Raw genomic sequence first — 22,069 nt, 5'->3', positions numbered from 1 at the left:
GTCTGCTTCAATCGTGGCAACCCCCAGGCACTTTCACGCTCCACTGGAGCTTCTGGCGACGCCGTCACCAAGCCATTGCCAAGCTCTGTCACTACCGCAAGCGCACCTCTCAGAGCAGGTAAATCACTCGCAACTGTAGTGTGAGCGGGTGACGTCCACCTTCTCATTCAGGTTCTGCTTGACGTGCAGATGGCTGTCCTTGTGCACCAGCTCCATGCGGTTGGACTTCATGACGACATCCACATTCCCATCGCCATCAATGCCTCCCACCAGGAGCATCATGTCCCCGCCGATGTGCTCCTGGCTGTGGCGGTGTACCTTCAAGTTCTTGTCCCGATAGACCATTTCATTCTGATCACCGGCCTTTCCGTTCTCGCCTTCGCATCCAATGGTCTGGTGACGGTCGTGGAGGATGTTCTCGAACGAGTCATTCTTCACATGCACGTCCATATTGCGCTCGGCGTGCATGAAGATCTGCTCCTGGCTCTTCTTGTCCTCGTAGCGCAGCTCGTTGTACCCCTCCTTGCCCAGCGAGGAGTTGGACTTGATGGTGCTCTTGGTCTTGTGCGCTGGCAGCTCGTAGGGCACGAGGTTGTTGCCATTGTAGACACGGCCGATGATGAGGGGCCGGTCCGGGTCACCTTCGATGAAGTCGACGATGACCTCCTGGCCGATGCGAGGGATGAACATGGCGCCCCATCCCTCACCGGCCCAGAGCTGACTCACCCGTACCCAGCATGAGCTGTGTTCATCCAGCGTTCCCTGCCGGTCCCAATGGAACTGCACTTTGACCCGGCCCCACTTGTCTACGTAGATCTCCTCTCCCTTGGGTCCCACCACCACCGCGGTTTGCACTCCCCTGACATGGGGCCTCGGAGTCACCCGGGCCGGCCGGTAGGGCACTTCCTCCGGGATGCAGGTGAAGGCGTTGGAGTAGCTGAACCCCCCTCCCTGGGACTCCTCGTCCAGCACCTGTGGCTGGCTGCCCTGATGGCTCACCCCGATGAGGAGATAACGGCCATTGTGGCTCCTCCGTGAGTGCTCGGTCAGGGAGAACAGCCGCCCTGGCAGAAATCGCTCACAGTCACTTCTGCCCTGCGCCAGACGCTTGCTGGCCTGGAGGGCCTCCAGCCGCACCCTGGCGATGGTACTGCCCTTGGCCAGCGTTCCCTGGGAGGGATCCTGATACTCCCCCGGGTAGTCGTACACCTCCAGGTCCGCATCGACCTTCGCTCCGTTGGCCGCCTGCATGTTCAACCCTGGCTTCTTGAAGTTGAAGTCACGCAGGGTGGCCTTGCCGGGGCGGACCTCCTCGGAGAAGCGGAAGTGGTTCACGTGGTCTTCCGTGACCACCATGCCCGCGTCCCGGCGGAAGGGCAGCGTGTCCACTCCGTCAATCGGTTTGAAGGCCGCCGCCCCATCCCCAATCACCAGGGTGTGCTTGTCCTGCTCATGCTCGAAGAAATAGAAGAGTCCATCCTCCTCCATCAAACGGCTGACGAAAGCCCAGTCGGACTCGCGGTACTGCACGCAGTAGTCGCGGGGCTCGTAGCTGCCCGTCAGGGTGAAGCGCACCTGGTCCGTTGGCACGGAGGCCGCTTCGAAGACCTTCTTGAGGATGGCCGGAGTGTCCATCGCCTGGAAGATCCGGCAGTCGAAGCGGTGCTTGAGCCTCCACACCAGGGGCACCACCGTGGCCCGGTAGATGGCGTAGCGAGGCATCTCGTTGATCTGCTCGAAGCGGCTGATGATGCCGTTGAGGAGCTTCGGGCGAAGGTCGCCCTGTAGCGTCAGCAGCGCCGGTTTGCCCACTGCGTCCGCGAAGTCGATCTCCTGATCCTCGCAGGCCAGCTCCACCTGGTACTCGAAGAGACTGGACAGTCCCTCGGCACCCGAGAAGCGCACGACGCGCAGGGGGACCGCGAGTCCCCCGACTTCGAATGTGAAGAGCGACGACTGCCCCAGTTCATGAACGAGTGCTCGAGCGACCATGGCTGCCTCCCGTGTCCTACGGCTTGGCCGGCGTGGCCTGCAGTACCGGAGTCTTCAGGGGGGTCGCGCCCGCCTGCAGCTCATGCTCCAGCAGCTTCACCCAGAGCGAGGGCTCCGTCCCAACCAGCCGATTGTTTTCCACCGTCAGCTTCCGCTCGGCTTGCGCACGCCGGTAGGGCATGGGCGGCAGCGAGGCGTAGTGGGGATCCATGTCATGCATCATCACCTGTTCGTCGATGATGATGCCCTCGGGGCCAAAGCGCAGGTTGGACGTCAGCTCCACCTTCCGTTGCAGGCCGCCAGGTAGATCGAGCAGTTGCTCCCGGCTGAGAGGAAACCACGTGGGGCCCAGGCACTGACCCTGCTTGCTCACCACGGACTCCGCGAAGAACCGGCCGTGGCGCAGCGGGAGGAGGCGGGCGAAGCGGCGGCACACCGGTGGTGACTCATTCGTGCACTGATCTCCCTCGGCGACCAGCACCTCCACGTCTCCGCTCCGCTTCAGTTGCAGCTTCGCGCCCTGGGGAAATGAGCGCAGGCTCCCGAGCGCCCGGACGATGAGCCCCTGATCCGTCCGCTCCACCAACCCCACGGGCCCGAGGGCCTCGCCATTGGCGAAACGCCGTGTGAGCACCCAGACAAGACGCAGATCCGAGCGCACGGTCTCCAGGATCAGATCGTCCTCGGTGAGCTGCTCCGTGGCCGGGAGGGGCTCCGGTTCCGGACCGGCTTCACGACAGGCATCCGCCACGGGCTCCTGCCACACGACGGGCGAGCCCGAGCAGTCCAGGGTGGGTTGGGGCGCCGTACGCTGCTCGGGGGAGTAGCCGTGCACCAGCAGTGCGAACCACTCCTCGGGTGAGAGGACGGGGCGCTTCTCGCGGGTGACTTCGTGGAAGCACAGCTCCGGCTTCTGCCGGGCCGCGCACCCCGCGGCGAGCAACAGCCAGCACAAACAGGGCGTCATGAAGGCAAGGCGCATGGGTGTTCTCCAGAGGCAGGGGTGCTCAAGGGGAGCCGGGCACGATCACCCGGTTCTGCAGGTTGGTGCCGAGCCAGGTGTCCCGTCCGAGCCGCGAGGGCTCGGTGTACGAGAGGTTGTAGGTGTGGTTGATGCTCTCGCTGAGGAAGAGCTCGAAGTCGTACTCGATGGGATCCCTCACGCAGAGCGCCACCACCTCGCGCGCCAGCGGGTAGAGATCTCCCTCTTGCAGCAGCCGGCGCCAGACATCGGGCGGGAGCGGGCCGATCTCGATCCTGAACCGCCCCATCCGGTCATACGCCTGGCCACCCAGCAGCGTGTTGCGCCCGAGCTGGTGGTACGCCTCGCCGAGCTGGAGACGCGCATCGATGTCCACCCACCGGCCCTGGAACTGGTGCACGGTGATGCGAGCACCCTCCAGCTCACCCTCCAGCACGTCCTGGAGCGCCAGCTGCAGCTTCTCCGCGGTGCGGATGTGGCTGGCCAGGATGGGAACGAGCCGCATCAGCCTCCAGACGGGCAGCTTCCCGGACCAGGGCTTCTCGAAGGTGTCGAAGCCGGCCAGGGTCAGCAGGCGGCGCGACCAGTCGTCGTCGCAGGTGGAGGTCAGCTCGCTGGTGACGCGGTAGCGGGACTCGAGCCGGTACAGCAGTGACAGCAGCCGGTGATGGAACAGATCCAGCATCTCGCGCCGCACCGGCCGATCCGGATCCTCCTGGGCCACGGCCTCGGACACGTACATGGGCAGCGGGCTGACGGAGCCGGTGAGCCCGAGGAAGGTGGTGACCACCTCGAAGAGCGGGCGCCGTGCCTTGGGCTCGTCCTCCTGGGCGGGCACCTGCCGCAGTGCCACGTCGCTGACGTCCCCCGAGGAGAAGCCCAGGGCAGGATCATGCCGGAAGCGGATCCGCTCCTGGCTCACCGGGCCCAGCTCGCCCACGCGTGCCGCGCCATGGGTGAGCCGCTCCAGGTACGCCACCAGCGGGAAGAACCCGAGCCGGTTGGCCAGGGGACGCAGGGCATCGTCCGCCTCTACAAAATCATCTGGGTTCCGTTCCGGGGCAGCCACGAGTACTCCATCTGCGAGGGTTGAAGCCGGAGCGCCAGCTCGTTGAACGCGTTGAGGGTGACGTTGGACGCGAGCAGCTCGTCGAGGACGCAGCCGAAGAGGAATGTGTCTCCGGCGCCCATGAAGCTCGTCTCGTCGAGCTCCACGGTGGTGCGGTTGCCGCGTATCGGCACGCCCTCGAGGAACCGGGTGCCGGGGCGCACCTCCACCGCGCGTATGGCATTGATGCGCAGCCGGTTGGCCCGCCCCGTCAGGTCATCCGCGAGGGCGTGGAAGTTGTAGAGCTCCAGCAGGCAGCGCAGCACGGAGGCGTCCGCGAGCGAGCGCTGGTTGATGGCCAGGTGCGAGAGCAGCCGCCAGTGCAGCTCGGTGCCCAGGGGCGCCCGGGCCGGACGGCTGACCGGGGTGATGTTCTTGAAGCGCGCGAACGAGGGCGAGGTGAAGGTCGACAGGCAGACATCGCCCACCTGCAGCCGGCCCGGCAGTGAGCGGTTGGTGCAGGTCAGCTCGACCGACAGGGTCTCCTTGGAGAGGGAGGGCACCACGTCCCGTGCTGTCTCCAACGCCAGGAAGGTGTCGATGCCATCGTCGATGGGGGAGGGGGCCCGGCGCAGCCGGTAGAAGGCCGGCTCCGCGTCCTCGCCCGAGGCGTGCTCGAAGCCGAAGAAGGGCCGGTAGAGGCGCCGCTCGTTGCGCCCGGCCTGCAGGCCCGTGACGCGGTCCACCGTGTACACCTCCGAGTGCCGCGGATCCTTCTCGGCGGCGCGCAACAGGTGCTCGCGATCCATCGTGTGGTGGCGCAGCGGGTGGGCCGAGGCGGAGAAGAGGTTGATGGCGGGCGTGCAGTGGAGCCGGAACATGTCCCGCGTGATGCTGGCCTCCAGGGGCGGGGGCCGCTCGAGGTGGAAGGCCAGCTCGAACCGGTCCTCCACCACGTCGGCGGCCTCCTCCAGTTGTCCCACCTCGAAGAAGAGGAACTTCTCCGGCAGGGTGAGGTACTCCTGGAGCTGCCGGTAGCCCTCGGAGACGCGGGGCCAGGGCAGCATCCTGAGCTTCCGGTCGAAGCCGACGGGACGGATGACCTCTGGCGGCAGCAGGATGCCGGGACCGGTGCCGGAGCGCACCTGCACCTTGCGGCAGTAGCGCAGCAGCCACAGGAGGATGAGGGAGCTGGTGGCCAGCTCGGAGTGGATGAACAGCCGCAGGCCACCGGGTTGGAAGACCTCGGCGCGGCCCTGCTCCTGCGTCTGGAAGAAGAGGCGCAGCACCGGATGGGTGGTGGAGGACTTGTCCAGGTGGGCGCCCTCGAGCGTCAGGGGAAGCAGCTCCACGTCCGACGTCGTGCGGAAGATGCAGGAGGTGTCGTCGATGGGCTGGGCCGCGACCTCCACGCCGGCGGGCACATGCGCGCGTCCCCGCAGGGCCTTCTGCTGGGGCGTGAACTCGAGGATGGTGCAGGCGGGGATCGGCCGCAGGTAGTGCGGCAGGAGCAGATCCGACAGGACGTGCACCATCTCCGGGATGTCGTCCTCCACCCGCTCCCGGATGCGCGCCGTCAGGAAGGCGAAACCTTCCAACAGCCGTTCCACATCCGGGTCCGCTCCGCGCTCCACCAGCAGACCCGCGGTGGCGGGATTGGCCAGGCCGAACGTCCGGCCCATCTCCCTCAGGTAGGTCAGCTCACTCAGATAGTACTTGCTGAACATGTGCGAGCCTCGCGCTTCACCACAGCTCCACCCTGCCTCCGGCCCCCAGACGCGTCCGGAAATACAGGACGCGGCTGGAGCCCTTCGTGGCGAGCTGTGCGGTGATTTCGAACTTCAGGGCCGAAGGATCTCCAGCCTGCGGCGTGTGGATGACCACCACGTTTCTCAAGCGTGGCTCGTACTCCTGGATGGCGGCCTGGATGGAGGCCTGCATTCTCTGGATGGCCGAGGGATACGTGTGGACGACATCGTTGAAATCCAGGATGCCGTAGCCAGGTGAGGAGACGGATTCACCCTTCCGGGTGTTGAGCAGAACCCGGAGGTGCCGGGTGATGGCCTCGACTGGATCCTCCCGCCGGGAGGGGTGCATGTCGCCGCTTTCCAGACGAGAGAGGAGCCCGTGTGTGGACATGGTCGTTGATCTCCAGGGGCTCATTCCCTATCGAGCTTGCCCACCAGTGACAGGGTGAAAGACGCGCCCATGTATTTGAAATGCGGCCGGACCCGGAGATTGCAGCGGTACCAGCCGGGCTGTCCCTCCACGTTCTCCACCGTCACCCGTGCGCTGCGCAGCGGCCGGCGCGCGCGCACCGTGGGAGCGGGATCCTCCATGTCCGTCACGTAGTCGCTCAGCCACTGGTTGAGCTCGCGCTCCAGGTCCGAGCGCTCCTTCCAACTTCCAATCTGCTCACGCTGTAGCACTTTGATGTAGTGCGCCAGGCGGCACATGATGAACATGTAGGGGAGCTGCGTGCCCAACCGATAGTTGGTCTCCGCCTCGCGGCCCTCGGGGGTGTCGCCGAAGAGCTTGGGGCGTTGGGCGGAGTTGGCCGAGAAGAACGCCGCGTTGTCCGTGGACTTGCGGAACACCAGCCCGATGAAACCCTCCTGGCTCAGCTCGTACTCACGGTGCTCGGTGAGCAAGATTTCGGTGGGAACCCTGGCCTGGAGCTCACCGAGGGCCTCGTACTTGTGGAGCGTGAGGTTCTCCACGGCGCCGCCGGACTCCGGGCCGATGATGTTGGGGCACCAGCGGTATCGGGCGAACGAGTCCGCCACGCGGGTGGCCAGTGCGACGGAGGCGGGCCCCCACAGATAACGCTCATGATGGCCGACCACGTCTTCGCTGTAGTTGAAGGCGCGCACGGGCAGGGTTGTCTCTCCGTAGGGGCGGCGCAGCAGGAATCGCGGCAGGCACAGGCCCACGTAGCGCGCGTCCTCGCTGTTGCGGAACGACTGCCAGCGCACGTACCGGGGCCCCTCGAAGAGTGACTTCAAATCCTTCAGGGCGGGCAGCTCGAGGAAGCTCTGCCCACCGAAGAATTCCGGGCTGGCATTGCAGAGGAAGGGGACGTGCGCCATGGCCGCCACCGCCGAGCACTTGCGCAGCAATTCCATGTCCTGGGGGCCGGGGCCGAAGTCGAACCAGCTGCAAACCACCCCGTAGGGCTTGCCACCGAAGGCTCCATACTCATTGGAGTAGACCAGCCGGTACAGTCCGCTCTTCACCACCTCGGGCGTGTCCTGGAAGTCCTCGAGCAGGGCTTCCTTGGAGACGTTGAGCACCTCCACCCGGATGTTCTCGCGGAAGTCCACCCGGTCGATGAGGAACTTCAGCGAGCGCCAGGTGGACTCCAGCCTTTGGAAGCCCGGGTGGTGGAGGATCTCGTCGAGTTGCTCACTCAGACGTTGATCGATCTCCGCGACCAGCGCATCCACCAATTCCTTGTCCACCCGCTCTTCAGCCCGGTGGCCCACCAGCATCTCGGTGAGGAATGCCTGGGCTCCACGGAGGGTGACGTCATAGCCCTCCTCTCCGGGCCCGAGCCGGGCCTCCGCCAGGAGGTCGCCGAGCAGGGCGGAAGCGGATTCCGCCCCTACCGCCAGGCTGTTGCCCTTCAGGCTGTTCTTCTCGGTGCTCATGGCATCGTCAGAGGAGTGGGAGAGCGGAGGCCGGCTGGAATGCGGAGGGGGCGGGGAGCGATCGGTCATGAGAGGGCGTGGAGCAGCGCCTCCAGGGGCGTGGTGGGCGAGTCGATGTGGCGCCGCTGTGTCTCGGACAGGGAGCGCCTTGCGTGCTCGATGGCCGCGGCGCGAGTGGTGCGCAATGGCCAGAGGTGGGATCCATCCCAGCCAGGGCGGGCGAGGTGGAGGAAGAGCTCGGGGGCGGTGGTGCCCAGGCACAGCAGGAGGCGGGGCTCCGCGCCATCGGACCAGGCGAAGGCGGGAGGCGTGGACGTCCAGCGCAGCAACTTCGCCGCCAGCTCCAGCCACACCGCGGGACCGAGCCCGTTGACCAGGGGGCATTCCAGGATGATGTGGGCCGGGGTGTCCTGCCGGTGGCGCTCTCCCGTGCACGCCACGCGGAAGGTGTGCAGGGCGTAGTAGGTGCTGTCGAGCGCCTCCTCGGGGTGGCTCAGGGGGGCCAGGAGATCCACGCCTCTCCGTCCCGCGAGCAGCTCCTGGAGTTGCCGGTCCGCGCTGACGAAGTCCTCCATGTCAGGGGGTGGCAGGATTCCCACCTGGCGTGTGAGCTCTGGAAGGTCCATCGACGCGGAGGCCCGCAGGAGCTCGGACGAGGCCAACAGAAACGGGCGGAGCGCCAGGGGGAGCAGGGAGAGGCGGAGCGCCAGGGCGGAGGCCGCCAGCTCGGTGAACACCGCCAGCGGGAAGGCTCGTCCCACGCCATCCACGCTCGGTGAGAAGACCCCCGCCAGCACGTTTCGCTCCCCGGGCACGGTGAACAGGAAGGACGCAGTCCCCGAGGGAAGCCCGCACCGGGCGGCGCGAGCTGCCTCCACCCCCGCGGACAGCCAGTGCAGGAATTGGTGCGCCAGCGGGCTGGAGGCCTGGATGCGGAGGAAGTCGGCCTGGCAGGGCGCCTTTCCCACCATCCCGAGTCTTGGCGTGGCGGACACACTCATTCAGGGCTCCGTGCCGGTGCTGACCGCTTGGGGGCAGTTCTTGCCATTCCGGGCGATGCCGAGGGGAGGCAGGAGATGGGGATCCCGGAAGAGCTGCATCAGCCTGGCGGTGTTGTTTCCGGAGGTGCCAAAGAACGGATTCGCCAGACGCTCGGGGCGGATGTCGATGGAGACCAACGCGCCACGCAATTCCTTCACCTCCCACGTCGCGGTGAAGAAACGTCCATCCGGGCTGGGCTCGATGCTCTTGACCCGTTCCAACAGCCGGAACAGACCCCATTCTCCCTTGCCGTGGAGCTTCGACTCATTGCCCTGTGAATCCACCACTTCGATGGTGGCGCCGAGCTCTCCCGCCTGTCCCGGCCAGATCATCCGATGCCAGATGTTGTCGGGACCGTTGCGGTAGGGGACCTCGGTTCCGTCCATGATGAACTTGATGGAGGCGATGTCCGAGGGGGAGGAATCCGGAGAGGTGCCGGCCCGGATGCGAATCTGGAAGCGGACGAGTGGATCCATCTCGTCGCTCGGAAACAGCGCCGTGGCCAGGGTGTTCACCCGCTCCGCATGGAGCAGCAGTTCATCCTTGTACATCGCGTGTGAGCCGGGAGTGCCGAACTGCAGCCGCCGCCCGTTGGGAACGACATCCTCCGTGAGCTGGGTCTTGAGGAAGCGCCTCACCGCGCCGTTGGAGGGACGGATGTATTCGGCGAGCTCGGCCAGGGGCACATCCATCAGGGAGCTCTTGTTGAACGGGTAGCGGCTGGCCATCAGGTTCATGAAGGGCTGCGCCACCTCCTCGCACCACAGCAGGCTCTTCTTCTCGGCCACATCGCGGAAGATGATGTCCCGCACGTCGCGCAAGGGAGGGAGGAGCAGCTTGCTGAGCACGGCCTGCCCACCTTCCTGCGAGGCGATGAGTCTCTCGACATCGTTCCGGGTGGACTTGATCTTCTCGATGAGGAGCCCGGACTCACCTGGCTTGTCACGGACCTCGAGAATGGTGGTGAGCACCAGCTTGAGCCGCTCCTGGTAGAAGTCGAGCTGAGACATGCACTCCTCCTCATCCTCCGAGCAGGAGCCCCGGGCCGCGGCGAGCCTGACCAGCGGGGAGAAGTGCCGCGCCACGTCCCGCGCGGTCACTTCCCGATCCCCCAAGGACGTCGTGGGATCGATCAGTGCCGCGAGGGGGGGAGGCGGTGGTTTCTTGTCCTTGCCTTCTACCTTCTTGGCCTCGATGGCCTCGAGGGGTTTGGAGATCCAATCCTTGAGCGTGGTCTCCGCGGGCTCGTCGGGTGCCTGGAGTTGTGCGTTGTGCGCGAGCGTCTGGAAGAGCCGGCCATAGGGGGCCGGTTTGCCGCGGGTGAGGCTCGTGAGCAGCCGCTCGGTCTGGTCGATGTCACCGGGTGCCTCGACCTGGATGGAGAGCAGGAAGTCAGACCATTCCTGGATGTACTGCTGGTAGTAGCGCGTCCGCAGCTCGGCGCGCAGGGCCTCCTCGTCCTGACGGGAGTCGCGGTTGAGCACCCAGCGCTGGGTGTCCTGGAAGGCGGAGTCCAGCCGCAGCCGGATCTTGTCCTCCCAGGCCCGGCGGGTGTAAGCGCCACGGACCTTGCGGCCGGCCTTCATCTCGGGGACCGCGCCCACCATGTCCCCCAAGGACAGGGCCGGAAACTCGCCCTCGGTCTCGGAGACGAGCTGCTCGAGCTGCAGGGTCGCCAGCGGCACGCGATTGAGCGCCCGGCGGGCGTAGCGCACGATCCGCTCGTCCCTCTTGAAGCCCATGGCCTGCGGATCCGCGGCCAGCATGGCGATGTATGTCTCCGCGTGCCGGGTGACGGCCTGCTCCAGGCTTATCTCCCAGTCCTTGCCCTTGACGTCCGTCCAATGCGACACCATCTGCCGGACGATCCAGGACTGGTGCTCTTCGTCCAGCGCGGGCTCGCGCGTGCTGCGCGGCCAGGTGATGAGCAGGTAGAGCTTCAGGTCATTGAAGTGGCGCCCGTAGGAGTCGGAGCTGGGCTTCCACTCCGGGCGATCCTGGTTCTCCGCGAACTGCTCCAGCGCCTGCCGGATGCGGCCATGCTGGCGTCCGAGCAGGATGCCCTTGAGCTGGTTGTTATAGAAGGACTGGGCCAGCGGGTAGAGCTTGTCCCCCTGGTACATGCCCATGCGCATCCAGAAGGGGGGAGAGCCGGCGCGGTGCTGGTGCAGCATCGCGAGCTGTTGCTGGAGGGGACTGAGCTCCTGGACGCGGCTGATGTCGTCGTTGATCTCCAGCTTCACCGTGGTGATGCTGTCCCGCACGGTGCGCAGCATCTCCAGGTTCTTCACGTAGGAAATGGCGGGGAGGACCAGCACCAGGGCCGCGGAGGCCAGGCAGGCCGCTGCCAGGGTGTAGCGCTGCTTGCGCAGGCGGATCTCCTCCATGGAGCTGCGCACCGCGAGCTTCTGGTCCTGGAACATCACCTTGTTGAAGACTTCCCAGAGGAAGAAGCTCCGGCCCTCGGTGGACTCGGCCGCCCCGCGGCTGGAGCCGAAGACCTCGGCCGCCCCGCCCTGTGCCGGGCGCTCGGCCGGGCGGGTGTCCTGGGTTCCGCTGGTGAAGTACACCCCACGCATCACGGGCGTGTCCTGGAAGACATTCTCCAGGAAGAGCGGCTGAACGAACTCCGCCAGGTTCCTCCGGAGCGCGTCGAAGCGGTGGGGGAACTGGTGGATGCGTTCGCGCGCTTCCAACCGGCGCTCCTGCCCGAGGCGCCGCACGGCCCGCTGCTCGAGTACGGACGTGAGCTCGTCGAAGCGTTTGAGCAGGAACTCCGAGGGCGCCTCCTCCTGCGACTCCAGAGGCACGGTGAAGCCCCAGATCTGCCCCCGCTCGGAGCGCGGCAGGTCCGCGAACATCTCCATGAAGCCGGTGAGCAGGTCGCTTTTGGTGATCATCACATAGATGGGCACCACGACCTTGAGGCGGGCCGTCACTTCATCCACGCGCTCGCGGATGCGTTGGCCCAGCTCGCCGGCCGCCTGGGGATCCTCGGTCATCAGGTCATTCACGCTCACCGTGATGACGAGGCCGTTGATGGGGCGATGGGGACGGTAGCGGCAGAGGATGTCCAGGAAGGCGAACCACTCGTTCCGGTCCTCCTCGCCCGTGGTGTAGCGGCCAGCGGTGTCCAGGAAGACGGCGTCGTTGGTGAGCCACCAGTCACAATTGCGAGTACCGCCCACGCCGCGGACGCCACCGGCTCCGCGATTGGAGAGGTAGGGGAACTTCAACCCCGAGTTGCGCAAGGCCGTGCTCTTGCCGGTGCCAGGCGGGCCGATCATCAGGTACCAGGGCAGCACCGCGAGCGCATCCCGGCCACCGCGGGCGAGCTTGGACGTCTTCAGCGCGGACATCGCCCGGGAGAACTCGGACTTCATGGCCTGGATCTCCGGCTGCAGATCCGGCCGCACCGTCCGGGCCTGCTCCTCGGCCTGAGCGGTGATGTCCTCCTCCAGTTTCGCCGCCGCCGCCCTGCGGGCACGCCGCCGGCGGATGAGGGCCCGGACCCCCAGGAAGAGCACAGCCAGGCCCGTGGCGGTGATGCCAATCCAAGGCGTCAGCTTCAGCGCGATGACGGCGGCCCAGAGCAGGGCCAACACCATCGCGGTCAGGATGGGGACAATCACGGAACCTCCCTGGCGATGGAGTTCAGGTGGAGCTCGATCTGGTGGAGCATCTGGGATGCGCTGCGATCCAGCATCAGCAACAGGCCGCTGTAGACGAGCAGCGCCAGGACCATGGCTCCCATGGAGATGACCAAGACGGAGGCACGCCGCTTCGCCGCCGTCAGCCGCTCGGAGGGCCGCTCCCCGTGGGGCGAGAGGACGTCGAAGTCGAAGGGGCTGGCGCGCTCCAGATCCTTCTTCACGCCGTCGATGAGCGTGAGCAGCTCCAGCTCTCCGCCGCGGATACGGTAGCGCCCCTGGAAGCCGAACAGCAGACAGGTGTAGTAGACGCGCAGCACCTCGGTCCGGTGCGGATCCTTCCGGATGGCGCTGAGCCGGTCGAAGAAGCCGTCACCCGCCATGTTCTCGTCGAAATAGCGGAGCTGCAGCAGGTTGCTCATCCAGAACTGCCGGTAGTCCTCTGGCTTGCCCAGAATCACCTCGTCGATGAGTCCCACCAGGGCGTAGGTGATGTCCTGCGCATCCTGGTGGCTGAAGCCGAGCGAGGTGGCGCGGCGCAGCACCTCGTCCACCACGCCACGCAGGCGGTGGTTGAGAATCTCGGGCGGCGGCACCGCGGCCGCCTCCGCGTTGCGGAGCTGGATGATGACGTCGAAGCAGTCCTTCGTGGTCTCGTTGACGCGATCCATGGTTCCCCCGGGGCCAAGGCGGAGACGGGCTCAACGGCCAAGCGTTGGCACGGCGAGCAGCTCGAGGCTGGTGTGGCTGACGTCGAAGGGGTGGGGCAGGTGGAGCACCAGGTTCCGCTCGCGCATCACGTTCTTCCAATGGGCGTCCTGGGTGGAGACGGCGAAGTAGGACGTGCCCGGCTGGAGGGGGATTTCCGGTGGAGGCCGGTGGGTGACCTTGATGGACACCCCTTGTGAGGTGGCGTGGACCACGTTCCGGATCTCCGAGCCGCAGGCCAGCTTGATGAGCTTGGGGAGCTGCTCGGACACCACCTGCTCCGGCAGCTCACTGCGTACGGTGAGGAAGAACTGGCCGCAGCGCTCCAACCGCTCGTCCGAGAGGTTGCCGCGGAAGAGCCGGTCCGCACCCAGCTCGAGGGGCACGGTGAGGCACTGCTCGAGGGCCACGGCACGCAGCAGCTCGTTCATGCGCCGGAACAGCTCCTCGAAGGTGGCGCGCAGGTTGGTGTACTGGAAGGTGGGCAGGGTGGACGGGTCCGCCTCCGGAGAGAAGGAGCAGAGCTGGCCCGCGCACTGGCTGAGCGCCAGGTAGAGCTGCTGGGGTTGCAGGTTGCCCGCCTCCAGCACGTGCATGAGCAAGGGGATGATGCCGTTGAGGGCGTTGAGCTCCAGGAAGAGCGTGACGTCCGAGGCGGTGAACTCGAGGACGGACTCGTCGCGATGCCGGCGCCGCGAGGAGAGCGTTCGCTGTTTGGCAATCATCAACCGAAGCAACAGCCTCAGCTCGTTGAGGAGATAGGGAGACGCGTCGACGCGCAGGCACGGCGGGACGTAGTTGTCCACCAGCACCAGGTTGCCGGACTTGTCGCGGGCGAGCTCGGCGATCTTGATGGCGGCGAAGTCGTCACGTGGCTCGGAATCGAAGAGCAGCCGCACGTTGCGCTGAGCGAAATAGACCGGGACGACCGCGGTGGCCGCATTCAGGTCGCTGATGGGGCGGCTCTTGGGCGTGAAGCGGGGGCTGGCACCCGCCCGGCCTCCAGGGCCGTAGCTCTGCACCCCATGACGCTCCAAGGGGATGCCCAGGTACAGGTCCAGCGTGTGCTCCGAGTCCTGGAAGTAGCCTTCCACCGGACGTGCGGGCGGCGCCTCTTCCTGTCCGCGCGAGAAGGCCACGGGGAGCCCGTCCGGGAGCACCCCGGAAAAGCGCAGCAACTGCACGGTGCCCGAGCGCAGCGCCTCCATGTCGAACTCCATGGAGGCCACGCCCCAGATGTGGGGGAACATCAATCCCAGCCGGGCCTCCAGCAGGGCCTCGTGGTACAGGTCCTGCTGCTGCAGGTGGTGGGGATTCATGAACATCCCCTCCGACCAGACGACACGCTGTGGGAATCTCATGCCTTGCTCCCGTCGTGTGGCGGCCGCGGGCCGCGCTGTGGCTGCAATGGAGTGGAGGCTTCCACCTGGGGCTCATCGCGCAGGAGGTCGACCTGGTAGCCCTGGAGCTTGATGAGGAATTGCGCGTCCATGGGGCGGGGGCCGTGTTCGCCGCCCTCTGGCTCTTCCCGGCACAGGGGTTTGGGGACGGGCTGAAGCTTCACCACCGTGCGCCACGCGGAGCCCAGCGGCTGCCGGAAGTGCCCCATGGCCACGACGAACCGGGTCTTGGGATCCCTCGGAATCCAACGCTCCACGTGCTGATCGGGCGCGAGGGTGAGCTCGGTCACGTGGAGCAGGTCATCCTCCAGGAACTTCTCCGGACCGTTCCAGAGCTTCTGGAAGGTGGCGTTCTCCAGCCGGGTGCTGTCCTTGAGCTGGAGGATCTGCACCACCGTCGTCATGGAGCGCCCTCGGGGATCCGGGTTGACGCGCTCCGAGGTCTCGATGCGTACGTGGAAGGGCGGGGGCGTGTCACAGGGCTCGAGCTTCACCGCCGTGCAGGCCGTGCAGGCCAGGAAGAGGGCAATGCAGGAGACTTCAAGTCTGTCATGACCGCCACGGGCAGGGGCTGCTCCTCCAGGTGAGGCACCTGAATGGATTCGAGGCATGACACTCCCGGTTGCGCTGCGTCTTCCCGCCTCCCCCACTCCTGGCACACGCGCGCGGCTCTACTCATGCGAGGGACACGCCTCCGCTTCCGTCGGGAATCAGGGGAAGACGGGTTGTGTGTCCTGCATGGATGGAATTCATTGACATGCAGTGGATTGGGAGAGCAAGCAGGTGCAGGGCATTTGTTCTGCATCCGCCTGAATTTTTCGTGGAAGTGTGTGCCGCCGATCAGGTGCATGGGCTGAAAGTCAGAACGCTCACAATCAAGAAGGGGGGCCGCGCGAGTTGACGGGTCTTCGTCTTGATGGGGACGTGGAAAAACCTGTACCAGCCATATGAGGGGTTCCCCGCCAGGCTCGAGGCTTCGCTCCGCTTCGATTGACACCTCATCGAGAAGGGCCTGGAGAACAGAGATGGGCGCGAGCCCAGGTCAATCAAAGCTGGGGCATGCATGAGACGTTGTGGGCCCGTGATGGGCATATGGCTGGCGGGGCTTCTTCTGTCCGGGAGCGCGGCGCTCGCGGGCGAGCCGAGGGCGTTCCCGGCATTCGAGCTGGAGCGGTTGGATTTGAATGCGGGAGCCGCGGGCTCGTTGCTGGTGGGAACGGGGGAGCTGTTGCCGGAGGGCGAGTTGCGGCTGTCGTCAACGGGGCATTACCAGCACCAGCCGTTGGTGTTCGCCCGCGGTGGCGAGCGGTTGGAGATCGTCGGCAACCGGGTGACCACCCATCTGGCAGCCGCATGGGCGCCGTTTCGCTGGTTCGAGTTGGGAGCGCAGGTGCCCTTGGTGGCGTTCCAGCGAGGTGACGACCTGCGCGCCGAGGGCATCGCACCGCGGGATGGGCAAGGACTGGGCACGCCCCTGCTCGGTGCTCGCGTGGCGCTGCTGTCCCAGTTGGATGGAAGGCCCCTGGACTTGGCGCTGGGGTTGGGCGTGGGTCTGCCACTGGGGAGCGCCTCGCTCCTCGCGCGTGACGAGGGGGTGAGCTACGTCCCTCGGGTGATGGTGGGCCGGCGTTTCGGTTGGTTTCGCGTGGCGCTGGATGCGCAGATGATGGCGCGGCCCTTGCTCGAGACCTCGGTCAACGCGGTCTATACGCAGGCCCCCATCGGAAACGAGCTGCGCTTTGGGGCCGCGGTGGCCACGGTGGGCCGGCGGCTGCGGTGGGAACTGGACGTGCGGGGAAGTGTCCCGCTGGTGAACCAGCCGAACTCGGTGGAGCTGCTGCTCGGGACCCGATACCTGATGAACCCGTCGATGGAGGTGTTCGCCATGGGAGGGCTGGGCGTGGGCCCGGCTCCGGGAACGCCTTTGTTCCGCGTGATGGTGGGGACGGCCTTTGGCGGCGTCACGCCCTCCAGGTTGCAAGGGGAGTCGTCCGTCAACTGTGCACCGGACCTGCCGCATAAGTACGAGGAATGTCCGGACATGGACGAGGACGGGGATGGGGTGCGCAACGCGTCGGATCTGTGCCCGCAGGTGTCGGGCTCGCTGGATCGCAATGGATGCCCGTGGCGGGACACGGACAACGACGGCATCGAGGATTCTCTGGACACGTGCCCCGGAGAGCCGGGTGAAGCCGAGTGGAAGGGCTGTCCGATGCCGGATGACGACAAGGATGGCGTGGCGGATGAGAAGGATCGCTGTCCGGAGCAACCAGGCCTGAAGGATCACGAAGGGTGCCCGAAGCCGGATGCCGACAAGGACGGGGTGGAGGATGACGTAGACGACTGTCCAAAGCTGGCGGGACCGGAGGAGCGTAAGGGCTGCCCGGAGACTGATACGGACAAGGATGGAGTGGCCAACCGTCTGGATAGCTGTCCCAACGTGGCGGGCCTGCAGGAGAACTACGGGTGCCCGAAGCACGAGATGCCGCTCATCATCCTCAGCCGTACGCGGGTGGAGCTGGCGTCGAGAATCTTCTTCGAGCCTGGACACTCACTGCTGAGAGGCCGCTCGGACGCGATGCTGGTGTTGTTGGCGAAGGTGATCAACGAGCACCCGGAGTTCCCACTCATCGTCGTGGGAGCGCATACGGACGACCGGGGGAGCCGCGAGTCCAAGCTGCGGTTGTCGCAGGCCCGGGCGGAAGCGGTGCGGCGCTTCCTCATCGAGAACGGCGTGGCACCGGAGCGGGTGGCGGCGAAGGGCTATGGCGATGAGCGGCCGATCGACAGCAATGCCACCGCCTTTGGCCGGGAGAACAACCGGCGGGTGGAAATTGAAATCGTCTGGCCCGAGTAGGGTTGGCACGGCGCTGTTGGAGGATGAACCGATGAAGACATGGTTCCAGGTGGCGCTGTTGGCCGTGGGGCTGTCCTCTGCCACCGCTCTGGCCGAGCCTGACACCTATTATGGAGTGGCCGAAGAGCCAGCAGTCGATTTCGCGCTTGAACCCAACAAGGCGTACGTCCTGAGCCCAGCCGATAAGTCGACGGTGAGCAATGATGGCGGGCCAAGGATCGAGATTTGTGTGACGAACGCGTCTGGAGGCTGCTCGTCGGGACCCTACAACTATGAGGTGTTCATCAACGGCGTCATGTTCCCGTCTGGAACCTCTTCAACTTCCCCTTGGCTCTACGCCCCCTCTCCTGTCCTCGGGGATGGCACTTATGAAGTGTACGTCAGGGCGACAGCACTCCCCACTGGAACAGGTACTCCGCCGAGTTATACTTCCAGTACCATCAGCTTCACTGTCGATGCCACGGCTCCTGGAATTGACATAGGAGACCCGAAGCCACCACCTGTAACACTCGATACGAATGCTACCTTCTCGTTTTCGTCCACTGACATGGAGGCGAGATTCGAGTGTGCTCTGGATTCACCAGGGACAGGCAAGGACCCGGTCTTCTCGGATTGCGATAGCCCCAAGCGCTACAATGGTCTTGGTTTTGGCATTTACACCTTCTTCGTAAAAGCCATTGATCTTGTAGGCAATGAGTCGGCTCCAGCCACGTACACCTGGGAGGTGGTGCCTCTGGATACAACCATCATTTTGGCTCCACCTTCATCCACGAGTTCCACGACTGCCACATTCACTTTCTCTGGAGGAGCAAGATACGAGTGCGAGTTGGATGCGCCAGGGACAGACAAGGATCAGCCCTTCGCTACCTGCACCAGCCCGAAGCACTATAGTGGCCTTGGCGACGGCACCTACATCTTCTCCGTGAGGGCTATTGACGCATGGGGCCGTGTGGACTCTTCTCCAGCCACCCGCACGTGGACGGTGGATACGGTGCCACCAGGGGATATGGTCATCACATCCGCCCCAGCCGTGAATACCAATCTCACAAATGCGACATTCGAGTTTTCCGCGGTAGACGCCGTGAGCTATGAGTGTGCGCTGGGTGCACCAGAGACATCCGGAGAGCCACCCTTCTCCTCATGCGCCAGCCCGAAAAGTTATACCCGCCTTGGTAATGGCATCTACTCCTTCTTCGTTCGTGCCGTGGACGCCGCGCAGAACAGAGGCAATGCCACCAGATATGACTGGAACATCGATACGACTCCTCCGGTGACGCGCGTTCTGCTCCCCGCGGACGGGGACATGGTGAGCACGCCGACCCCCACCATTGTCGGAACGGTCGATGATCCCTTAAGCACCGTGCAGGTCTTCATGGATGGTGCATTGATTGGCGCGGTGACCGCAAATATGGAGGGTCAATGGTCATTGCTGACCTCGACTGGGTTGAGCAATGGTTTCCACTCCGTATCCGCGAAGGCGACCAATCCGGCGGGTCTCCTGGGCTCCCCGTCTGCTTCCAACGTCTTCACTGTGGATACGGTGCCTCCAGAGACCGAAATCATCAGTGCACCACCGAAGAGCAGCAACTCGCGTCTCGCCGCATTCGAGTTCGGGTCTCCCAGTGGTGCTACGGATTTCGATTGTCGGCTCGATGACGCCCGCTCCTTCGCTGCGTGTGGGCCGACACCTGTCTTCACAAAGCTCTCGGACGGCGAGCACACGTTGCAGGTACGTGCCAGGGACAGTGCTGGCAACGTGGACCCCTCTCCCGCGATCTACCAATGGACCGTGATCATCCGTCCGCCCCCCTCCCCAGACGTCGTGGAACCTGCTGATGGAGCCACCGTGAGTACGGGGACTCCCGCCATCTCCGGGAAGGCCGTGCCCAAGAGCACCGTGACCATCTACATCGATGGAAGGAAGAGCGGTGTCGCGCTGGCGGACGAGTCGGGAAACTGGACCTTCAGGCCGCCCGTCCCGCTGGAGGTTGGCGAGCACAGACTGACCACGGAGGCCACGGATGAGGCAGGTAACACCAGCGAGCGGCACTCCGACGAGCGCGTTTTCACCATCCTCGTCGGACAAGCGCAATCCATCGGCGGGGGCTTGAGCTGTGCTTCCTCGGGAGCGCAGCCCGCATCGGCGGGGTTGTTCCTGGCCATGGGGCTCTGGCTGACCCGATTCCGGCGCAGGTTCGTCGTGACTCAAGAGCTTCGGGGAAATCGCTCCAGGATGTCCGGCTTCTAGGCTCTCAGCGATTTGTTCACGTGACGGGAGGGCATGGTGTGCCGCCCTTCCGGGTCCTCGCGTAGAGTCGGAGCGCCGCCGGCCGGACATGCACAGGGGGGTCGTCCTCGGGGAGTGAGGGCATTCCGGCCGGAGTCCTGGACACCGACTCATGCCGCAGGCTTCCTCTCCAGACTTCCGCTCCTCGCTCGCCCGCGCGACCCTGCTCAGCATGGGGGCCCGCGTCGCGCTGGTCATCGTCCTGACCACGCTCGTCAGCTACCTGCACATCCTGCGCTCCACGCGCACGGAGAACTTCCTCCGGCTCGTGCACTACGTCTCCGAGCGCAGCCAGCGCGAGCAGTCCGTCTTCGTCCTGGCCGAGCACAACCATGCGCTCCTCGTGAAGGCCCTGGAGGAGCGCATCCTCGCCTGGCGTCAGGAGGATCCCGCGCCCCGCTTCAACAGCCTGTTCACCCGGCTGGAGGATGGTTCCATCCGCAACCGGCCCCAGGGGTTCGATGGGACGCGGATGCCGGGCGTCTTCGTGCGCCGGGGGGTGACGGTGGACGCGGACTTCCAACGCCGGCTGCTGGCCGCCCATGACGTGGTGGCCCAGTACGGGCCCGCGTTGCGCGCGAGCTTCACCGACACCTACGTCATCCTGCCCGAGGGCGCCGAGGTCGTGTTCTGGCCGGAGGATCCGGACGGGTGCCAGAAGCTTCCGGCCGATTTCCCGCTCGTCACCAGCGAGTTCTTCACGCTCAGCCAGCCCGGGAACAACCCGCGGCGGGAGACGGCCTGGACGGGCATCTTCGAGGACGTGCCGTCGAAGCGGTGGATGGTCTCGGGCGTCACCCCGCTGGACATGGAGGGCCGCCATGTCGCGACCGTGGGCCACGACGTGCTGCTCGACGAGCTGATGGCCCGCACCGCCCATGATTCGCTCCCGGGTGCGTACAACCTCATCTTCCGCGACGACGGCCAGATCATCGTCCACCCCGAGCTGAAGCGGGAGAGTGGCGCGGCCGTCTCCAACGTCCTGGACGCGGGGTGGGCCGATGACCACCTGCGCACCATCTTCGAGCGGGTCCGTGGCCGCCAGCCCGGGCAGACGTTGCTGAAGCTGCCGGAGTTCAACGAGTACATCGCGGTGGCGAGGCTGGCGGGGCCCGGCTGGAACTTCGTCACGGTGCTGCCCGGGCGCGAGGTGTCCTCGGCGGCCTTCCACGCGGCGCGCTATGTGCCGCTCTTCGGCGTGGTGTCGCTGCTGGTGGAGCTGGTCATCATGTCCCTGGTGTTGCGGCGGAAGATCACCCGTCCGTTGCTGGCCTTCACCCGGGCGGCCACGCAGGTGGAGGCCGGGGACTTCCGCGTCGAGCTGGACACCTCCCGCGACGACGAGCTGGGGCAACTGGCCCAGGCCTTCCAGCGGATGGCCCACGAGGTCCACCGGCGCGAGGAGGCCCTGCGCCACGCCAACGAGTGGTTGGAGCATCGCGTGGAGGAGCGCACGCGGGAGCTGAAGGACGTCCACCAGCGGCTGGTGGACACGGCGCGGCGCGCGGGCATGGCGGAGGTGGCCACCCACGTGCTGCACAACGTGGGTAACGTGCTCAACAGCGTCACCACCTCGGCGCACGTGGCCCGGGAGCGGCTGGACGGGTTGCGGATCGAGCAGGTGGGCCGGGTGGTGGGGCTGCTCGAGGAGAACCAACCCCAGCTGGCCCGCTTCCTCACCCAGGACGAGCGCGGGAGGAACGTCGTGCCCTTCCTGCGCAAGTTGAGCCTGCACCTGCTCGACGAGCAACAGGTGCTGCGCGAGTTGCTCGAGGATGTCAGCCGGTACACCGACCACATCGCCACCATCGTCCGGATGCAGCAGCGCCATGCCCGGAGCCCCCAGATGCAGGAGTCCGTCTCCCTGGCGGAGCTGCTGGAAGAGGCGTTGCGCATCAGCTCGACGGGGCTCTCCCTCGAGGAGGTCCAGGTGGAGTGGCGCCTGGCGGCCCTGCCTCCGGTGATGACCGACCGGCACAAGGTGCTGATGATCCTGGTCAACCTGCTCGGCAACGCCAGCAAGGCCATGGAGATGCTGCCCGTGGAGCAGCGGCGGCTGGGCGTGACGCTGGAGGGTCCCACGGACGGCGTCGTGCGCATCGAGGTCCGTGACAATGGCGTGGGCATGTCGCCGGAGTTGCTCACCCGCATCTTCCATTACGGCTTCACCACCCGCGAGGACGGGCATGGCTTTGGCCTGCACTCCAGCGCCCTGGCGGCCCAGGAGCTGGGGGGCACGCTGAGGGCCCACAGCGACGGCACGGGGAAGGGGGCCACCTTCGCGCTGGAGCTGCCCTTCGGCCCGGCGGGGACGCCCTAGTGGACTGTCCGACAAGTTTTTCAACATAGTCGAGACCACAGGGTAGGTTGGGTGGAGGAAGAGACCGGATAAGTTGGGTGGATGAGGAGACGACCGCCGCATCTCCTCCACCTTTCGCCTGGGGAAGTGGCCTA

The 22,069-nt window shown here is 65.8% G+C and carries 14 protein-coding genes; 3 read left to right on the top strand and 11 right to left on the bottom strand.

What is annotated here, in order from left to right; genetic code table 11:
* Positions 1–123: 123 nt before the first annotated feature.
* The 11 genes from VFZ09_RS32490 to tssJ form a co-directional block, all read right to left on the bottom strand.
* Positions 124–1,992, bottom strand: coding sequence for a type VI secretion system tip protein VgrG (locus VFZ09_RS32490; RefSeq protein ID WP_329731607.1), 1,869 nt, complete (start codon positions 1,990–1,992; stop codon positions 124–126).
* A 16-nt stretch (positions 1,993–2,008) separates the two neighbouring features.
* The gene (locus tag VFZ09_RS32485) at positions 2,009–2,974 is read right to left on the bottom strand and encodes a hypothetical protein (RefSeq protein ID WP_329731606.1); all 966 of its coding nucleotides are present in this window, start codon (positions 2,972–2,974) and stop codon (positions 2,009–2,011) included.
* 25 nt (positions 2,975–2,999) lie between these two features.
* Positions 3,000–4,043, bottom strand: coding sequence for a type VI secretion system baseplate subunit TssG (tssG, locus tag VFZ09_RS32480; RefSeq protein ID WP_329731605.1), 1,044 nt, complete (start codon positions 4,041–4,043; stop codon positions 3,000–3,002).
* A complete protein-coding gene (tssF, locus tag VFZ09_RS32475; protein ID WP_329731604.1) occupies positions 4,007–5,749 on the bottom strand; it encodes a type VI secretion system baseplate subunit TssF in 1,743 nt (580 codons plus the stop codon). The genes tssG and tssF overlap by 37 nt, the downstream gene beginning before the upstream one ends.
* 16 nt (positions 5,750–5,765) lie before the next feature.
* A complete protein-coding gene (tssE, locus tag VFZ09_RS32470) occupies positions 5,766–6,161 on the bottom strand; it encodes a type VI secretion system baseplate subunit TssE (protein WP_329731603.1) in 396 nt (131 codons plus the stop codon).
* A 20-nt stretch (positions 6,162–6,181) separates the two neighbouring features.
* The gene (gene tssC, locus VFZ09_RS32465; protein ID WP_329731602.1) at positions 6,182–7,672 is read right to left on the bottom strand and encodes a type VI secretion system contractile sheath large subunit; all 1,491 of its coding nucleotides are present in this window, start codon (positions 7,670–7,672) and stop codon (positions 6,182–6,184) included.
* 65 nt (positions 7,673–7,737) lie between these two features.
* A complete protein-coding gene (gene tagF / locus VFZ09_RS32460; protein WP_329731601.1) occupies positions 7,738–8,673 on the bottom strand; it encodes a type VI secretion system-associated protein TagF in 936 nt (311 codons plus the stop codon).
* Positions 8,674–12,345, bottom strand: coding sequence for a type VI secretion system membrane subunit TssM (gene tssM, locus VFZ09_RS32455; protein ID WP_329731600.1), 3,672 nt, complete (start codon positions 12,343–12,345; stop codon positions 8,674–8,676). It abuts the gene before it with no gap.
* Positions 12,342–13,034: a DotU family type IV/VI secretion system protein gene (locus VFZ09_RS32450; RefSeq protein WP_329731599.1), complete on the bottom strand. Its 693-nt coding sequence runs from the start codon at positions 13,032–13,034 to the stop codon at positions 12,342–12,344. Before VFZ09_RS32450 ends, tssM begins: the two co-directional genes overlap by 4 nt.
* A 30-nt stretch (positions 13,035–13,064) precedes the next feature.
* Positions 13,065–14,432, bottom strand: a complete 1,368-nt coding sequence (gene tssK, locus VFZ09_RS32445; protein WP_329731598.1) for a type VI secretion system baseplate subunit TssK — start codon at positions 14,430–14,432, stop codon at positions 13,065–13,067.
* Positions 14,429–15,001 carry a type VI secretion system lipoprotein TssJ gene (gene tssJ / locus VFZ09_RS32440; protein WP_414640770.1) on the bottom strand — a complete coding sequence of 191 codons (573 nt, stop codon included), beginning with the start codon at positions 14,999–15,001 and terminating at the stop codon, positions 14,429–14,431. The genes tssK and tssJ overlap by 4 nt, the downstream gene beginning before the upstream one ends.
* A 554-nt stretch (positions 15,002–15,555) precedes the next feature.
* Between tssJ and VFZ09_RS32435 the strand changes: the two genes are divergently transcribed.
* The 3 genes from VFZ09_RS32435 to VFZ09_RS32425 all read left to right on the top strand — a co-directional run bounded on the left by VFZ09_RS32435 (position 15,556) and on the right by VFZ09_RS32425 (position 21,935).
* Positions 15,556–17,328, top strand: coding sequence for an OmpA family protein (locus VFZ09_RS32435; protein ID WP_329731608.1), 1,773 nt, complete (start codon positions 15,556–15,558; stop codon positions 17,326–17,328).
* A gap of 31 nt (positions 17,329–17,359) precedes the next feature.
* Positions 17,360–19,576 carry an Ig-like domain-containing protein gene (locus VFZ09_RS32430; protein WP_329731596.1) on the top strand — a complete coding sequence of 739 codons (2,217 nt, stop codon included), beginning with the start codon at positions 17,360–17,362 and terminating at the stop codon, positions 19,574–19,576.
* A gap of 151 nt (positions 19,577–19,727) precedes the next feature.
* Positions 19,728–21,935 (top strand): ATP-binding protein, encoded by a 2,208-nt coding sequence (locus tag VFZ09_RS32425; RefSeq protein ID WP_329731595.1) that lies wholly within the window; start codon positions 19,728–19,730, stop codon positions 21,933–21,935.
* The last annotated feature ends 134 nt before the right edge of the window (positions 21,936–22,069 follow it).

The sequence above is a fragment of the Archangium sp. genome (assembly GCF_036277355.1).
Taxonomy (GTDB): domain Bacteria; phylum Myxococcota; class Myxococcia; order Myxococcales; family Myxococcaceae; genus Archangium.
Note: the sequence above shows the minus strand (reverse complement) of the source record. Positions and strands in the feature narration are given on the sequence as shown.

Excerpts from the sequence above, each read along its gene's own strand:
- VFZ09_RS32490 (WP_329731607.1), bottom strand. The coding sequence starts at position 1,992 with ATGGTCGCTCGAGCACTCGTTCATGAACTGGGGCAGTCGTCGCTCTTC.
- VFZ09_RS32485 (WP_329731606.1), bottom strand. The coding sequence starts at position 2,974 with ATGCGCCTTGCCTTCATGACGCCCTGTTTGTGCTGGCTGTTGCTCGCC.
- tssF (WP_329731604.1), bottom strand. The coding sequence starts at position 5,749 with ATGTTCAGCAAGTACTATCTGAGTGAGCTGACCTACCTGAGGGAGATG.
- tssE (WP_329731603.1), bottom strand. The coding sequence starts at position 6,161 with ATGTCCACACACGGGCTCCTCTCTCGTCTGGAAAGCGGCGACATGCAC.
- tssC (WP_329731602.1), bottom strand. The coding sequence starts at position 7,672 with ATGAGCACCGAGAAGAACAGCCTGAAGGGCAACAGCCTGGCGGTAGGG.
- tagF (WP_329731601.1), bottom strand. The coding sequence starts at position 8,673 with ATGAGTGTGTCCGCCACGCCAAGACTCGGGATGGTGGGAAAGGCGCCC.
- VFZ09_RS32450 (WP_329731599.1), bottom strand. The coding sequence starts at position 13,034 with ATGGATCGCGTCAACGAGACCACGAAGGACTGCTTCGACGTCATCATC.
- tssK (WP_329731598.1), bottom strand. The coding sequence starts at position 14,432 with ATGAGATTCCCACAGCGTGTCGTCTGGTCGGAGGGGATGTTCATGAAT.
- VFZ09_RS32435 (WP_329731608.1), top strand. The coding sequence starts at position 15,556 with ATGGGCATATGGCTGGCGGGGCTTCTTCTGTCCGGGAGCGCGGCGCTC.
- VFZ09_RS32430 (WP_329731596.1), top strand. The coding sequence starts at position 17,360 with ATGAAGACATGGTTCCAGGTGGCGCTGTTGGCCGTGGGGCTGTCCTCT.
- VFZ09_RS32425 (WP_329731595.1), top strand. The coding sequence starts at position 19,728 with ATGCCGCAGGCTTCCTCTCCAGACTTCCGCTCCTCGCTCGCCCGCGCG.